Below are 16,365 nucleotides of genomic sequence, written 5' to 3'. Positions count from 1 at the left end.
TCGGTGATATCGTGACTTAGCACTCTATTTATTTGTTACGTGCGTTAACCGATTTGGCTTTTTTCACGTTATCTGCAAGGTCTGGCAGGCCGAGTTTGCGGTAGCTTTTTTCCATAATGTCAAAAGCTTGGGTCAGATAACTACTTTGAGAGTAGTGCTCTACTACATATTTACCACGGTTTGCTGCGGCAAGATATGCTTCACGCTCGAAGTAATATTCAGCGACTCTCAGTTCGTAACGAGCCATTTTGTTTAGTAACCATACTAAGCGTTTTTTAGCCTCTGGTGCATACGGACTGTTTGGATAGTTTTTAACTAACGTGGTTAAATCCTGAAAAGCAACGCGGGTGCGATTGGCATCGCGGTCGGCTCTGTCGACACCAAAATATTCTTGGAATGCGTTTTCGTCAGCTTTAATACTTACCAGGCCTCGCATGTAGTACATGTAGTCTAGGTCTTTATGATTTGGATTTAAGCGAATAAAACGATCAATAGTGGCAAGAGCTTGGTCAGTGTTACCTGTTTGATAATATGCATAGACTAAGTCCATTTGAACTTGTCTTGCATAAGGGCCAAACGGGTAACGAGCATTAATCGCGCCCAATAATTCAATGGCGCGGGCATATAAACCGGAATCTAATGTTTGTTTAGCATCTTCATAAAGCGCTTGGGCGGATTTGTTTGGTACGCGTTCAATATCTTCTTGTTCTGGTGCGGATGAACAGGCTGCCAAACCCAAAACAGACGCGGCTAACGCCAGCCTAAAGGCGTGTGTCCTTAAGTTTTTAATCATTTTATTTTACTACCTTTGTTTTCTTCGGCTAGGCCAACTCGGCAAAACCGAGTAAACTATGCATTAATTACGATTCTAACCCAGTCGAGCACGGCTTGCACTGGTAAATTAGGTAAAGTTTCAGATGTCAGAGCAAATTTCCCTCCAAGCGGAGGTTCCAGTCGAACTCGGTGGTAAACGTCTAGACCAAATATTGGCGCAATTGTTCCCGGATTTTTCTCGTTCAAGAATAAAAACTTGGATCCTTGAAGATAAAGTCACCGTAGATGGTGAAGTATTCAACACCCCTCGTGAAAAGTTACTTGGTGGTGAAAGTGTCGCTATCGAGACGGTTATAGAAGCACAACGTGAATACGAAGCGCAAGATATAGAGTTAGACATTGTTTACGAAGATGATGACATTCTTGTGATAAACAAGCCGATGGGGCTGGTGGTTCACCCCGGTGCCGGTAACCCAGATGGCACTGTGTTAAATGCTCTGCTGCACCATCATCCAGAAATCATTAACGTGCCTCGTGCTGGTATCGTACACCGTCTAGACAAAGACACTACTGGTCTAATGGTCGTGGCGAAAACTATTCAAGCACAAACGCACTTGGTGAAGAATCTACAAGCGCGTGAAAACTTCACACGTGAATACGAAGCTGTCTGTAATGGCACGATGACGGCAGGTGGCATGATTGAAAAGCCAATCGGTCGTCACGCAACCAAGCGTACACATATGGCAGTCCATGAGATGGGTAAGCCAGCTATCACTCATTACCGTGTTGCTGAAAAGTTTCGAGCACACACGCGCCTGCGCCTGCGCCTAGAAACCGGTAGAACGCACCAAATTCGTGTACACATGGCGTATTTGAATCACCCACTAATTGGCGATCAGCTCTATGGCGGCCGTCCTCGTCCACCAAGAAATGCGACTCAAGGATTAACCGAGCAATTAAGAGAGTTTAAACGTCAGGCATTGCATGCGATAAAACTGAGTATCGCTCACCCGATTACTGGCGAGAAGATGACATGGGAAGCGCCTGTGCCTGAAGATATGATTAAATTGGTGGCAGCGCTCAGAGAAGATACCAAAGAAAACCCGGATTTAACGTTATAAGATGCAACTTGCTCAGTGGCCATTAACCCAATTCGTTGGGACATTATCAACAACGCGCAAGGGCGGTGTTTCTGCACCGCCGTATGACAGCTTTAACCTAGCCTTTCATGTTGGTGATAATGCTGAACATGTAGCCGAAAATCGCCGAATTTTACACGGCTATGTGGCCAACCCGATTGTATGGCTTGAGCAAGTGCATGGCGCAGAAGTGGTGGTGGTCGACGAGCAGTTTGAAATCGCGCAGGTCCATCACGCCGATGCCTTATACACTCGATTGCGTCAAACACCACTGGCTATCATGACAGCAGACTGCTTACCCATTCTGCTTGCATCAAAAGATGGTGAAGAGGTGGCCGCTATCCATGGTGGTTGGAAGCCTCTCGCTGCTGGAATTATCTCGCAAACACTGGCTAAGTTTAACTGTGCACCTGAAGAGATCTGTGTTTGGTTTGGCCCTGCGATTGGGCCTAGTGCATTCGAGGTGGGTGAAGACGTAGTACAGGCTTTTGAGGCGCAACGAAATACGGCATTTGTTGCTAAAAAAGACGGTAAATATCTTGCGGATATTTTCGAGCTTGCACAATCGTTATTACGCGAGCAAGGTGTAAAGGATTTTTACGGCGATAAACACTGTACAGTAACTATGTCCGAGCAGTATTTTTCCTATCGTAGAGATAAAACAACGGGCCGTATGGCAACTTTGATTTGGCGCAAATAATCAGGGTAAATTATTACTTTTACGCTTGATCTTCGTTCAGTTAATACCCATAAATAAGGTAATTCGATATTTTATATGGGTAAATAAATCATGCGTTTAGATAGATTTACAAGCAAATTCCAAGCTGCGCTTTCCGATGCGCAGTCATTAGCGCTTGGGCGCGATCACCAATTTATTGAACCTGTTCATTTAATGTATGCTTTGCTCCAACAGAGCGGCTCGAGTGTGCGCGCATTATTAGCACAAGCAGGTGTGAGCGCCGACGAGCTTAATACTAAGTTGTCACAAGCCATTGAAAAGCTATTTAAAGTAGAAGGTGTAGGTGGTGATGTACAGCTTTCAAATAACCTTATTTCAGTGATCAATCTGTGTGATAAATATGCACAAAAGCGTAAAGATAAATATATCTCCAGCGAGTTATTTGTTTTTGCTGCGTGCGAAGATAAAGGCCCATTAGGCGAGATTTTCAAAGCGCTTAACATCACCCAGCCAAAGATCGAGCAAGCCATTAAGGCTATTCGAGGGGGTCAAAAAGTGGATGACCCTAATGCCGAAGACACTCGCCAAGCTCTTGAGAAATTTACCATCGATCTCACTGAGCGTGCTGAGCAAGGTAAGCTTGATCCGGTTATTGGCCGTGACGACGAAATTCGCCGCACTATTCAAGTGCTACAGCGCCGTACTAAAAACAACCCTGTACTTATCGGTGAACCGGGCGTTGGTAAAACCGCCATTGTTGAGGGGCTCGCGCAGCGTATTATCAACGGTGAAGTTCCTGAAGGTTTGAAAAGTAAGCGCGTACTATCGCTAGATATGGGAGCATTGGTGGCAGGAGCCAAATACCGTGGTGAGTTTGAAGAGCGCCTGAAGTCGGTATTAAATGAGCTGGCTAAAGAAGAAGGCCAAGTTATTCTCTTTATTGATGAAATCCATACTATGGTGGGGGCGGGCAAAACCGACGGTGCAATGGATGCTGGCAACATGCTAAAACCCGCACTCGCACGTGGTGAGCTTCACTGTGTAGGGGCGACCACGCTTGATGAGTATCGTCAGTATATTGAAAAGGACGCGGCACTTGAGCGTCGTTTCCAAAAAGTATTTGTTGCAGAGCCAACCGTAGAGGACACCATCGCGATCCTACGTGGCTTAAAAGAGCGTTACGAATTGCACCACTCGGTGGATATTACCGATCCTGCGATTGTCGCTGCGGCTAATTTATCACATCGTTATATCTCAGATCGGCAGCTTCCAGATAAAGCTATCGATTTGATAGACGAAGCAGGGTCTTCAATTCGGCTGCAAATTGACTCAAAGCCGGAGCAATTAGACAGACTAGAGCGCCGTATTATCCAACTAAAATTGGAAGATAACGCGCTGGCAAAAGAGAAAGATGAAGCGAGTCAAAAGCGTCGTACTGAGATGCAAACGCTCATCAATGAATTAGAAGCTGAGTATCGAGAGCTTGATGAAGTGTGGAATGCCGAAAAAGCCTCACTACAAGGCACACAAGTGATTAAGGCTGAGCTTGAGCAAGCGCGTTTAGATCTAGAAGTCGCGCGTCGAGCAAGTGATTTGCAACGTATGTCCGAACTACAATACGGTCGGATCCCTGAGCTTGAGCGAAAGCTAGACCTTGCTTCTCAGGCTGAAATGCAGGAAATGAGCCTTTTAAAAAATCAGGTTGGTGAAGATGAAATTGCAGAAATTTTATCTCGCTGGACTGGGATCCCGGTAGCAAAAATGCTTCAAGGTGAGCGTGAAAAGTTACTGCAAATGGAAGACGAGCTCCATAAAAAAGTGATTGGGCAAGACGAAGCCGTTAATGCGGTTGCCAACGCTATCCGTCGCTCACGAGCTGGGCTTGCAGACCCAAATCGCCCAATTGGTTCGTTCTTGTTCTTAGGTCCAACAGGGGTTGGTAAAACGGAGCTGACCAAAGCGTTAGCCAACTTTATGTTTGATACGGAAGATGCCATGGTGCGCATTGATATGTCCGAGTTTATGGAAAAACACTCAGTTGCGCGCTTGGTTGGTGCACCTCCTGGTTATGTCGGCTACGAAGAAGGTGGCTATTTGACAGAAGCGGTAAGGCGTCGTCCTTATTCTGTGATTTTACTTGATGAAGTGGAAAAGGCGCATCCAGATGTATTTAACATCTTATTGCAGGTCTTGGACGATGGTCGCTTGACTGATGGTCAAGGTCGCACGGTTGATTTTAAAAACGCGGTGATCATCATGACCTCGAATTTAGGGTCGGATGTCATTCAAGAGCAAGCAGGAAATAACGACTACGCGACACTCAAAGAGCGTGTTATGGGCGTGCTCGCTAGTCAGTTTAGACCTGAATTTATTAACCGTATTGATGAAACTGTGGTGTTCCACCCGCTTATCAATGAACATATTAAAGAAATTGCGAGTATTCAATTAGACAGATTGAGTAAACGCTTAACTGAAAAAGGCTTTGCGCTTGAGCTCAGTGACGCCGCGCTTGATAAAATCGCTGCAAGCGGATTTGATCCTGTATATGGTGCCCGTCCTCTAAAACGAGCCGTGCAACAATACATTGAAAACCCGTTGGCGCAGGACTTGTTACAAGGTAAGTTTGTGACTGGCGATACCATTAAAGTCGAGGTTGTCGACGACCAGATAGTGTTCAATCACTAATGTAGCTAAACGCTCTTACAGTTATACTGTAAGAGCGTTTTTCCTTCACATACTGTAAATTTCTTCAAACTCCTTACCCTTTCGCGTATTCTACAAAGATAACAAACTGTCTTCTAAGAACGCCACATATGATAAATAACTCAACCACTTACGGCATCTACGAATTTGGTGATAGCAATCAGCTGTGTAGTACCACCATTTCTTTGCCAGCACTTACTTCAGGCCTAGTGCGCATAAAAGTAAACAGTACCAGCATAAATCCTATTGAAGTGAAAACCAGACAAGGCCTTGGTTATGTTGCAGCGCAAAAAGGCGCAGATGCCTTTTTGCCGCTCGGATATGATCTGTATGGTGAGGTGGTTGAGGTTTATGGCCCAGATAATCAATTTAAAGTAGGCGACCTTGTCATCGGTATGATTGGGTTTGCAAGTAACCCCGGAACCTATAGTGATTATGTGGTGGCGCTTGAGTCAGAGCTCATCAAGATTTCTTTGCAAGAAAATCCAGATATTGCAGGTCTTTGTCTTGCGGGTCTTACGGCAAAACAAGCGCTAGATAAATTTTCGAATCATAATCGTCCACTCTATGTATTGGCACCAACTGGTGGCGTGGGGCATTTAGCAATTCAACTAGCACAGCTCCAAGGGCGAAAAGTCATCGCTGTCTCGAACCGCCCTGAGCACGAATTGCTGTCGAAGCTCAAGGTAACGGCCATTAGTTATAACGAATTTTATCAGCACCAAGTTGAGTGCGATTTACTGGACTTAATTGGTGGCGATATTGCATTACAGTGTGTCGACTCGATGAAGCCGGATTCGCACCTAGTGACTATTCCCAGCGTCACCAAAGAAATCGTCTGTGAGCGAGCCACGACAAGGGGTGTAAAGGCTGAGGGGATGTTGGTTGCGAGTAATTTAGGCGATCTTAAATATTTGTATCAGGCGTACCAAGCTGGCAAAATCAGCATAAATGTAAGTCATTACTTTGCTATGGCGGATATTGCGCAGGCTCATCACTGTATGGAAAGTGGTAAGCATGTTGGCAAAGTTATTATTAAGGCCTAAGTGTACTAAAAGTAGCCATATTTAAATTGATTGCTCGGTTTAAATCACTCATTTAATGAATACACTTGGTATAATTTGGTTTCGACCCCATAAACTTGAAATTGGCCTGTAGGTTCGAGGAAGAATTTTTGAAACAATTAGACTTAAACACTAAGCTGGACTTATTGTCTGACGGCGCGCATCGCGGCGTTTTCAAAGGTATCAAAAGAGGTATCGAACGTGAGGCATTGCGGATCCAAGGGTCGGGAAAAATAGCGAAAACACCGCATCCAGAAAAGACGGGCCACGCACTGACCAATGGTCATATCACCACTGATTTTTCTGAGTCGCTACTCGAATTTATCACCCCTGTGAGTGAAGACCCACAAGAGACATTAGCGCAACTTTCTGATCTACAGAAGTTTACTTTGGCTAACATGGATGATGAGTTACTGTGGCCTTTGTCGATGCCATGCTTTATTGAGGACGAAGAAGATATTGTCCTAGCACAGTTTGGCACCTCTAATATCGGCAAAATGAAAACGCTATATCGTGAAGGGCTAAAAAACCGTTATGGCAGCATGATGCAGGCCATTGCGGGTGTGCACTTCAATATTTCGTTTCCAGAGTCCGTTTGGCAAAGTCTGCAAGTGATGTCTGAAGATGATAACCCTCAACAATCATTTATCTCCCAGCAGTATTTAGGCCTAATTCGTAATTTCAAACGTGAAATGTGGCTGATAAGCTACCTGTTTGGTGCATCTCCTGCGCTTTGTCCGTCATTTTTGCAAGGCAAAAAGAGCGACTTGCCATTTAGTAAACTAGAAAATGGCTCCATCTACCTTGAATATGGCACGGCGCTTAGACTGGGTGATTTAGGTTATACCAATAGCGCACAAAGCTCGCTTAAGGTGATGTATAACGATCTGGATGAGTATATTGCAGGCTTGCGACAAGCCATTCGTTGTCGCTCCGACTTATATCATGAAATTCCAGATTATCGAGCAGCAGAGCCAAAACAGCTGAATCGCAACATTTTACAAATTGAAAATGAGTTCTACTCGCCAATTAGACCAAAGCGCAATGCCAAGTCTGGTGAAACGCCGACTCAGGCACTTGAACGTGGTGGTATCGAATATATCGAAATTCGTGCGCTGGATGTTAACCCATTCGAGCATACCGGTGTCAGTCTTGAGCAAATCCACTTCCTCGATGTGTTCTTAACCTATTGTTTGCTAAAGCCAAGCCCTGAGCTTTCGTTTGAAGCGCAGAAGCTCGCTGGTAAGAATTTACATCAGGTGGTTAACCAAGGTCGCTGCACAGCACTTGAACTGAGTAAAGCGGGTGAGCCTGTGAGTGTGAAGCAGTGGGGCACAGAGATTTTTACAGATTTACTCAAAGTCGCAAAAATGTTAGATGCGAGTACCGAAAAATCAGTTTATGTGGCAACAGTGGAAAAATTAATGTTGTCAATTGAAACACCTGCACTTACTTTTTCTGGGCAGTTGCTATCTCAACTGAAGAGTCGTACCTTAGAACAAGGCTCAATGGGCATTGAACTTGCGAAAAAATATAAGCAACTTCATCAAGATATCAAATACGGTTATTACGATGAAGATACGCTGAAGTCATTTGCACGTCAGTCTTTCGAAGATGAGGCTGTGGTTAGAGCTGCGGATACGGTAGACTTCACGGCTTTCCTTGACGATTATTTTTCAAGGGCATAATGCACAAGGCATAAAAAAGCGCAGCCATAAGGCTGCGCAAATAAATTTCAGGGATGAAACAATGCTAAACTGCCGCATTCATAAGTTCAGACCAATGCAAATTGTAAAAGTTCATTAGGTTTCGAAAAAAATGCAAAAAAAATTAATTTTAATTAGCCTCGTCGCTGTTTTATCCGGATGTGCTACTGCACCACCTAAACAACCTCATGATATTTGTAAGATTTTTGAGGAAAAAGAAGATTGGTACTATGACGCTCGTGATGCTCAAGAAAAGTGGGGCTCACCAAAGCATGTACTGATGAGCATGATGTATCAAGAAAGTTCTTTTCGGCATGATGCGGCTCCGCCTATGGAGTATTTCCTGTGGTTTATTCCTGTTGGCAGAGTGAGCTCTGCTTATGGCTACTCTCAAGCCAAAACTCCGACCTGGTCTGATTATATTCGTGAAACTGGAAACTCAGGTGCAGATCGCGATGACTTTGAAGACGCCATCGACTTTATGGCTTGGTTCGTATACAAAACTCACAAGGTAAACGGCGTGTCTAAATGGGACGCTTACGCACAATACCTCAATTATCATGAAGGCTGGGGCGGTTATCGTCGTGGTACTTATAAAAATAAGAAATGGTTAATGCAAGTCGCAAATAAGGTAAAGCATCGTGCTGCGCGCTATGCCGTTCAACTTAAACGCTGTGAAGATGATTTAGATAAGAACTGGTTCGAGAGAATTTTTTCTTGAGTAAATTGCGGTGTTACTTTCAACACCGCAATTGAGTTTAGTTTTACTTACTTAAGAGTTATACCAATTAGACTTAATGCTTGCTCAATTTGAAGGATCAAATCTGACGCTAACTGCGTTAAAAATTTCTCACTTAGAACAACTAAATAACCTGAGCTGCGGATAATTAATGCCTTTCTAGCAGCCAGTTTTAGCGCTAACTGCGTTGAATTCACTTCCAATAGCAAGCTATTGGTGCGTAAATTCGCCTTGTTTTCCCTAAAACTCTCTGGCTAGACAAGGAGAAAACTAAGTTGTGCTTTAGCAACAATGAGTTGGAACATTCCTTATCCAAACCTCAGGTTAAATAGTAAAATTTTTGCCTTGTTATCGACAAAATTTTCTTGCCTCAAAATAGACCACTTAATTAAGCTAATTGGTATTAGAAGAAATTTTCACCATCTTGATCATGTTTTCTTTGATCTCAATGACTTCCATCTTATAACCAGAAATCGTTAAGCCAAGAGGCGCATCTGGAATATCTTCAAGGTGTTCAACAATCAGGCCGCTCAGGGTTTTAGGACCTTCGGTAGGTAAGTCCCAACTCATTTCTTTATTTAAGTCACGCACGTTTACACTGCCGTCAACCATAACTGAGCCATCTCGCTGCATGTTTACGTCTTCGCTCGGCGCGCGCGTCTGCGTGGTGGTAAAGTCACCTACGACTTCTTCAAGAATATCTTCGAGCGTAACCAGACCTTGAATGTCACCATACTCATCAACAACAAGACCAATACGCTCTTTGGCTTCTTGGAATTTGATCAGCTGTGTATTGAGCGAGGTATTCTCTGGTACATAGTAAATCTCTCTTACCGCACGCAGTAGTGACGGCTTATCAAACTGCTCTTTTGTCAGTAGGCGTAGCGCATCACGAGCGTGAATAAAACCAACCGCGTCATCAATTTGGTCACGGTAAAGTAGCACTCGGGTGTGCTGCGCATTCGTGAGCTGGCGAGCAATATCTTTCCACTCGTCATTGATATCTATCGCATTGATTTCACTGCGTGGGATCATAATGTCTTCTACGGTCACGTGATCCAGGTCTAAGATAGAAGTGAGCATGTTTTGGTGGTTTGAGGGCAACATAGCGCTTGACTCATTTACCACGGTTTTTAATTCTTCTTTACTTAGGCTGTGCTCCTCAATCTCTTGTGGTGTGATCCCGACCAAGCGTAACATACCATTGGTGATCCAGTTGGTCGCAACAACCAAAGGAAACAAGACCTTCAACAACACTTTTAGGATAACAGAGCTTGGGAACGCGACTTTCTCAGGGTATAAAGCTGCGAGAGTCTTAGGTGTAACTTCAGCGAAGATAAGGACCACGAGTGTGAGGCCAAAAGTAGCTACTGCGATACCCATATCGCCATACAGGCGTAATCCAATGATGGTAGCAACTTGTGCAGCGGCAATATTGACGAGGTTATTTCCGATCAGGATCAGACCAATCAGTCTGTCAGGACGGTTAAGGAGGTTACTTACACGCTTCGCACCACGGTGATTCTCTTTTTCAAGATGGCGTAGACGAATACGGTTGATTGACATGATACCGGTTTCTGAACTAGAAAAATAAGCCGACATCAAAATGAGCACGCCGAGTATGATAAACAAGGCGCTGGTCGATATGTCTTCCAACAGTGGATCCCTTTTTTACTTACGAAAGAGTATTAAGCGTTAGTGAGTTACGATAGTCAAGTTAAAGTTTAAAACCTGCCTAAAATCACTTCTTGTATAAAGCGACTACCAAAGTAACCTAAAGTCACGATGCCAGAAGCCGCTATGATTGAAATCACCACAGACTTACCGCGCCAGCCGAACTGCTTATGCCCAAAGGCGACGACGACATAAATAAGCCATGCAACGATAGATAAAATGGTTTTGTGAATAGTCTCTTTGGCGAACATACCGTCTAAAAAGTAAAAACCGGATGCCAATGCCAGCGTTAATAAACCTGTGCCTACAAATAACAGTTGATAAAGCTGCCTTTCCACTTGCATAAGTGGCGGTAGATGGCTCGTCATAATCGCCAAATCCCGCTGTTTTAGACGTTTATCAATAAACATAAATTGAATGGCGTAGAGCGTGGCGATGATAAGTACGCAGTAAGCCAACAAAGAAAGTGAAATATGTAAAACGAGGCCAACATCTATATTTATCGTATGCATAATAATGTGGTGTGGAATAAATAGGCTTGCTAATAACAAAATAGCCGCGAAGCCATACACCACGGGTAGCAATAATGTTGCAGGGAAGCGTAAAGATACGGTCGTTACAGAAACAACGATAACCCAACAGGTTAACAAGGCAACGTTGACGGTACTGAGATCTTGTCCTTGATGCGTAAACACTGAATTCACCAATACTAGCATATGAGTTAAAATGGCGACGGTGCTTAATATTAAGGTTTTCTTTTGATCTGGACCTTGTTTGTCAAATAAGCGCGATAAAACATGGCTGGTGGCCATGATGTAAAAGAGACAGGCGATTAATGACAAGCTAATAATCAACATAAAAATAAGTGCCTAATTTTTGCTTTCCTTTTTTAGCTATTGTATTTAAAGCCTATCCGCTTGCATAGGGTTTTATTTCAATCCGTTAACTTATTCTTATTTTCGTTCAACGAAAGCGTAAAAAGCAGAACAATCGGCTTGAATACTGTATTAGTGGCTCGCATATCAGTATAATGCCCGACAATTTCGAGATTTTGGAACCGATACATGTTTGAAAACCTCCAAGAGCGTTTAGGAAAAACGCTTAAAAACATCAGTGGCCGTGGTCGACTAACTGAAGACAATATTAAAGAAACACTCCGTGAAGTACGCATGGCATTGCTTGAGGCTGACGTTGCCTTGCCAGTTGTGCGCGACTTTGTAAAACAAGTAAAAGAACGCGCGGTTGGTGTAGAAGTCACAAAGAGTCTGAGCCCAGGCCAGGTTTTCATCAAGATTGTTCGTGAAGAACTTGAAAAGTCGATGGGTGAGGCCAACGAAGAGCTGAACCTAAACGCGCAGCCGCCAGCTGTTGTGATGATGGCAGGTCTTCAAGGTGCGGGTAAAACCACCAGCGTTGGTAAGCTAGCTAAATTCCTTAAAGAGCGCAAAAAGAAATCAGTGTTGGTGGTGAGTGCTGACGTTTATCGTCCTGCGGCTATCAAACAGCTTGAAACGTTAGCAGCAGAAGTTGACGTTGAGTTCTTCCCCAGTGATATTTCACAAAAGCCAGTAGATATTGCAACGGGTGCTATTTCTCACGCGAAGAAAAAGTTCATTGATGTGGTACTTGTGGATACCGCAGGTCGTTTGCACGTAGATGCAGACATGATGGACGAAATCAAAGATTTACACGCGGCGATTAATCCAATTGAAACCTTATTTGTCGTTGACTCAATGACAGGTCAGGATGCTGCAAATACAGCAAAAGCATTCGATGAAGCGCTGCCACTCAGCGGTGTTATCTTAACCAAGACGGACGGTGATGCGCGCGGTGGTGCGGCGTTGTCTATTCGTCATATTACTGGTAAACCCATTAAGTTTATCGGTGTGGGTGAAAGAACCGATGCCTTAGAGCCATTCCACCCTGACCGTGTTGCATCTCGAATTCTAGGTATGGGCGACGTACTGTCGCTTATTGAAGAAGTCGAAATGAAAGTCGATAAAGACAAAGCCCAAAAAGTGGCTGAGAAAGTCTTTAAAGGCGACGGTTTTACACTGGAAGATTTTGCTGAGCAGCTGCGCCAGATGAAAAACATGGGCGGTATGATGTCGATGATGGAAAAGCTGCCTGGTATGTCGAACTTGCCGGATGCGGTAAAAGGTCAAGTAAATGATAAGACCTTTAACCAAATGGAAGCTATCATAAGCTCAATGACGCCAAAAGAGCGTGCACGTCCTGAAATCATCAAAGGCTCGCGTAAAAAGCGTATCGCTGCGGGTTCTGGTACGCAAGTACAAGACATTAATAAGTTGCTGAAGCAATTTACCCAAATGCAGAAGATGATGAAGAAGATGAAAGGCAAAGGCGGCATGATGAAAATGATGAAGAATATGAAAGGCATGATGCCGCCGGGCATGTTCGGTGGCGGTGGGCCTAAGTTCTAAATCAAACAAAAATATCCCATCCTAAAATTGGTTGACGGTTTTAAGAGGCCAGTGATTTTGTCATTGGCCTTTTCAATTTGCTCTCGACCACGGCTGATGTAAACCTATGCTGTAGTCGCCGTGAGGTCGTTTAACTCCCTCCTTTTTGTTTTTCTAACATACTTAATCTAAGTACCAAATATTTTTGACACTCATCAGTCGTTGGACTAGCCTCAATCTGTCGTTTTAGCTCAGTTAACCATCGAGCTATAATGAGTGGCGTTCAGTGGTAGAGTAGTGCCACCCATGAGTTTCTTTCTACATTTATGAAGCAGACCGACAGCGGCGGCAGGTAGTGTTGACTTACACTGCGTATTACGACAACAGCGATTGTCGATAGTGAGTATTCTAAAAGTCTATCGTTTTATGTGTGCGCTTGTGGTCTATCACTACAAGGAGCAAGTCATGTCAAATCAACCAACAGATATTGAAAAACTCGTTTTTGCCGTGGAGATATTCGCAAATGCTGGTTCTAAAAATCCAGGCGCCAGCGATGAGTCTCTGTACCACACCATCTCCAACTCATTAAAAGAAATACCATTTATTGATGTCGACATAGTATGGGGACCGCATGCTCAAATGATGCCCAATGGTGAGGCATTTAACACGATGTACGTTGCACGGGTGAGTGGAACTGATCAGTATATAGTAGCAATAGCAGGTACTAATGGTAAATCATTATTTGATTGGATTTTCCAAGACTTTAATGTTGCCATCACAACCCCTTGGATTTTTGCTCCCAATGTTAAAGGGGCCGAAATTTCAGCGGCTACGGCATTAGGTTTAGCGATGCTGAATGTTATGATCCCGCAGGGGAATGTCCCAGGTAGCGGTATCCCTTTAATGCACTTTTTACGCGATACGGCTAAGTCGCCTTGTGGCATTACGGTCGCGGGGCATAGCAAAGGTGGTGCGCTTGCTCCCACAGTCGCCTTGATGCTGCGAGATCTGCAAGGTAAAGCACTACTGTGGGATCCTGCGTGTAACGCCACTGTCAAAACGATGGGTACGGCTGGCCCAACAGCGGGCAACGATGTCTTTGCCGCTCATTCTAATCAGCAGCTTCCAAATGGCAGCCTATCAGACGATAAAGCGGTGAGTGTGCGCTTTGCAAATAGTTTAGATATCGTTCCTCATGCGTGGGCTGAAAGTAGCTTGGAGGAGATTAAGACAATTTATGGAAGTGAAATTTCAAGCCGGATTGTTGATGGTTTAATTGATTTTGCAAAAGAACTTGCCAATCGTACAAACTACACGCAACTAGCACCAAGTGACCCTCCATTTGCAGGACAGCTCAATACCAGTATCATTAGTTCAGAGAATTCTGACTTTGTGAATTTCTTACAGCAAGCTGCATATCAACATGTAAACAGCTATCTAGAGTATTTTCAAATCCCCATACCTGCGCAGCAAGCAGGGCTACAGCATCTACTCAGTGAGCCCGCAATTGGAGAGCAGCTCAAGCAAACGATAGAGAGTATGGGGGAACGAGTTCACGGTAAGCTTGAGGTTGAAGCAACGTCGTCTACATTACCTTTATTAGGAGATGTTAGCACGGCTGAAGGGCAGCAGAAGGCGATAAAAACTTTGATTGCAGAAATGGATAAGCTACAGCAACCAATGGAATAACTGAATTCGTTTCTACGCCACATTTTAGTTTATTATCAAGGTGCTCAAGGGTGACAATCGCGTCGCTGTTGGGCATTTATCTAATTCAAACTTGCATTGCGCTGAAAAATGCGTAAAATGCCCGAGCTTCCCGTAATGGGAAGTACAAACTTATTAATGAAAACAGTCAATCTATGTAGAGGACGGTATGGTAACTATTCGTTTGCAACGTGGCGGCGCTAAAAAGCGTCCATTCTATCAAATCGTGGTTGCGGATAGCCGTTTCTCGCGTGACGGTCGTTTCATCGAGAAGGTAGGTTTCTTTAACCCTATCGCTGCAGGTCAGGAAGAAAAAGTACGTTTAGATTTATCTCGTGTTGATCACTGGGTAGGTCAAGGTGCAGCTCTTTCAGATCGTGTTGCGAAGCTGGTTAAAGACGCTCGTAAAGCGGCTTAATAGGCGTAAGTGTAACCATGAGTCAAAGTAAAACCTCGACAATCGTTGTTGGTAAGCTTGGTGCTCCTTATGGCATCAAGGGTTGGCTTAAGGTGCATTCATTTACTGACGATCCCCAAGGGATCTTCGATTTCAGCCCATGGTTGATAGGGCAACAAGGTAAATGGCAAAACCTTGAAGTGAGCGACTGGCGTCGTCACAACAAGGGATATATCGCTAAATTTGCACAGGTAAACGACAGAGACGAAGCAGTGGCTTATACCAATGCTGAAATCGCTGTTTATGCTGAGCAGCTTCCTGAATTACCTGAAGGGGAGTTTTATTGGCGAGATCTCATCGGCATGTCAGTAGTAACCGATAAAGGTTACGACTTAGGCATAGTTGATGACTTGATGGAGACTGGTTCAAATGACGTTTTGGTTGTGAAAGCAAACAAAAAAGATGCATTTGGCCAATCGGAAAGATTAATTCCATTTTTAACAGATTCTGTTATTTCGGATATTAATCATGACGAGAGAAAAATTACGGTAGATTGGGATCCAGCGTTTTAATGAGCGATCAGCAAAAGCTATGGGTTGGAGTGGTTTCACTTTTTCCTGACATGTTTGATGCGATAACTCAGCAAGGCGTAACGGGTCGAGCTGTGAAAAACGGCTTGATTGAGTTTAATTGTTGGAACCCGAGAGACTACGCCACTGATAAACATAGAACCGTGGATGACCGCCCTTATGGTGGTGGCCCGGGAATGTTAATGATGGTTGAGCCTCTCAAAAAAGCTATTCTTGATGCCAAAGCGGCAGCAGGAGAAGGCGCTAAAGTAATTTATATGTCCCCTCAAGGGCGAAAGCTAGATCAACAAGGTGCGACTGAATTGGCGCACTCTGAAAAGTTGATTTTAGTAGCGGGTCGTTATGAAGGTATTGATGAGCGGATCATCGAGTCTTATATAGACGAAGAGTGGTCCATCGGCGATTTTATACTGAGCGGTGGTGAGTTACCTGCCATGACATTAATCGATGCAGTTGCACGATTAGTGCCTGGCGTACTAGGTCACAACCAATCAGCTGAACAAGATTCATTTTCGGATGGCTTGTTGGATTGTCCTCATTATACCCGGCCGGAAACATTGGATGATAAACAGGTGCCTGCTGTATTACTCAGCGGAAACCACCAAGAAATAGCCAAATGGCGCTTAAAGCAGTCTTTGGGTAGAACTTGGCAACGTCGTCCTGACTTGTTGCGTAACCTAGCTCTGACTGAGGAGCAGGCGGCATTACTTGCTGAATTTCAGCAAGAGAATGGCCAAGCTTGTGGCTAGAAGACAGTTACACCTAGGAAT

14 protein-coding genes are annotated in these 16,365 nt (G+C 44.2%); 11 read left to right on the top strand and 3 right to left on the bottom strand.

What is annotated here, in order from left to right:
- Window positions 1–28: 28 nt before the first annotated feature.
- A complete protein-coding gene (locus GSF04_RS17240; protein ID WP_010371025.1) occupies window positions 29–793 on the bottom strand; it encodes an outer membrane protein assembly factor BamD in 765 nt (254 codons plus the stop codon).
- Window positions 794–917: 124 nt separating this feature from the next.
- Here GSF04_RS17240 and rluD point away from each other — a divergent pair, with 124 nt between their 5' ends.
- The 6 genes from rluD to GSF04_RS17210 all read left to right on the top strand — a co-directional run bounded on the left by rluD (window position 918) and on the right by GSF04_RS17210 (window position 8,786).
- Window positions 918–1,895 (top strand): 23S rRNA pseudouridine(1911/1915/1917) synthase RluD, encoded by a 978-nt coding sequence (gene rluD / locus GSF04_RS17235; protein ID WP_010371027.1) that lies wholly within the window; start codon window positions 918–920, stop codon window positions 1,893–1,895.
- Window position 1,896: 1 nt separating this feature from the next.
- On the top strand, window positions 1,897–2,613 hold the full coding sequence (pgeF, locus tag GSF04_RS17230; protein ID WP_211858045.1) for a peptidoglycan editing factor PgeF: 717 nt from the start codon (window positions 1,897–1,899) through the stop codon (window positions 2,611–2,613).
- A gap of 90 nt (window positions 2,614–2,703) precedes the next feature.
- Entirely contained in the window at window positions 2,704–5,277 is a 2,574-nt protein-coding gene (gene clpB, locus GSF04_RS17225) for an ATP-dependent chaperone ClpB (RefSeq protein ID WP_211858043.1), read from the top strand.
- Window positions 5,278–5,405: 128 nt separating this feature from the next.
- On the top strand, window positions 5,406–6,341 hold the full coding sequence (locus tag GSF04_RS17220; protein WP_211858037.1) for an NADP-dependent oxidoreductase: 936 nt from the start codon (window positions 5,406–5,408) through the stop codon (window positions 6,339–6,341).
- Window positions 6,342–6,469: 128 nt separating this feature from the next.
- Window positions 6,470–8,047 (top strand): glutamate--cysteine ligase, encoded by a 1,578-nt coding sequence (gshA, locus tag GSF04_RS17215; RefSeq protein WP_211858035.1) that lies wholly within the window; start codon window positions 6,470–6,472, stop codon window positions 8,045–8,047.
- A gap of 130 nt (window positions 8,048–8,177) precedes the next feature.
- Window positions 8,178–8,786 (top strand): transglycosylase SLT domain-containing protein, encoded by a 609-nt coding sequence (locus GSF04_RS17210; protein WP_010606683.1) that lies wholly within the window; start codon window positions 8,178–8,180, stop codon window positions 8,784–8,786.
- A 411-nt stretch (window positions 8,787–9,197) separates the two neighbouring features.
- On the opposite strand, the gene GSF04_RS17205 is transcribed toward GSF04_RS17210, so the two are convergent.
- Both GSF04_RS17205 and ccsA read right to left on the bottom strand, forming a co-directional pair.
- On the bottom strand, window positions 9,198–10,460 hold the full coding sequence (locus GSF04_RS17205) for an HlyC/CorC family transporter (RefSeq protein ID WP_010606684.1): 1,263 nt from the start codon (window positions 10,458–10,460) through the stop codon (window positions 9,198–9,200).
- A 68-nt stretch (window positions 10,461–10,528) separates the two neighbouring features.
- Complete coding sequence (gene ccsA / locus GSF04_RS17200; protein WP_017216167.1) at window positions 10,529–11,335, bottom strand: cytochrome c biogenesis protein CcsA; 807 nt, start codon at window positions 11,333–11,335, stop codon at window positions 10,529–10,531.
- Between the two features lie 207 nt (window positions 11,336–11,542).
- Here ccsA and ffh point away from each other — a divergent pair, with 207 nt between their 5' ends.
- The 5 genes from ffh (at window position 11,543) to trmD (ending at window position 16,344) form a co-directional block, all read left to right on the top strand.
- Complete coding sequence (gene ffh, locus GSF04_RS17195; protein ID WP_010371045.1) at window positions 11,543–12,922, top strand: signal recognition particle protein; 1,380 nt, start codon at window positions 11,543–11,545, stop codon at window positions 12,920–12,922.
- A 444-nt stretch (window positions 12,923–13,366) separates the two neighbouring features.
- On the top strand, window positions 13,367–14,590 hold the full coding sequence (locus GSF04_RS17190) for a hypothetical protein (RefSeq protein ID WP_211858033.1): 1,224 nt from the start codon (window positions 13,367–13,369) through the stop codon (window positions 14,588–14,590).
- 187 nt (window positions 14,591–14,777) lie between these two features.
- Complete coding sequence (gene rpsP / locus GSF04_RS17185) at window positions 14,778–15,026, top strand: 30S ribosomal protein S16 (RefSeq protein ID WP_010371051.1); 249 nt, start codon at window positions 14,778–14,780, stop codon at window positions 15,024–15,026.
- 17 nt (window positions 15,027–15,043) lie between these two features.
- On the top strand, window positions 15,044–15,577 hold the full coding sequence (rimM, locus tag GSF04_RS17180) for a ribosome maturation factor RimM (protein ID WP_010371053.1): 534 nt from the start codon (window positions 15,044–15,046) through the stop codon (window positions 15,575–15,577).
- Window positions 15,577–16,344: a tRNA (guanosine(37)-N1)-methyltransferase TrmD gene (gene trmD, locus GSF04_RS17175; protein WP_010371055.1), complete on the top strand. Its 768-nt coding sequence runs from the start codon at window positions 15,577–15,579 to the stop codon at window positions 16,342–16,344. Before rimM ends, trmD begins: the two co-directional genes overlap by 1 nt.
- Window positions 16,345–16,365 lie beyond the last annotated feature (21 nt).

It is taken from the genome of Pseudoalteromonas sp. A22, assembly GCF_018141345.1.
In the GTDB taxonomy this organism is placed as follows: domain Bacteria; phylum Pseudomonadota; class Gammaproteobacteria; order Enterobacterales; family Alteromonadaceae; genus Pseudoalteromonas; species Pseudoalteromonas maricaloris.
Note: the sequence above shows the minus strand (reverse complement) of the source record. Positions and strands in the feature narration are given on the sequence as shown.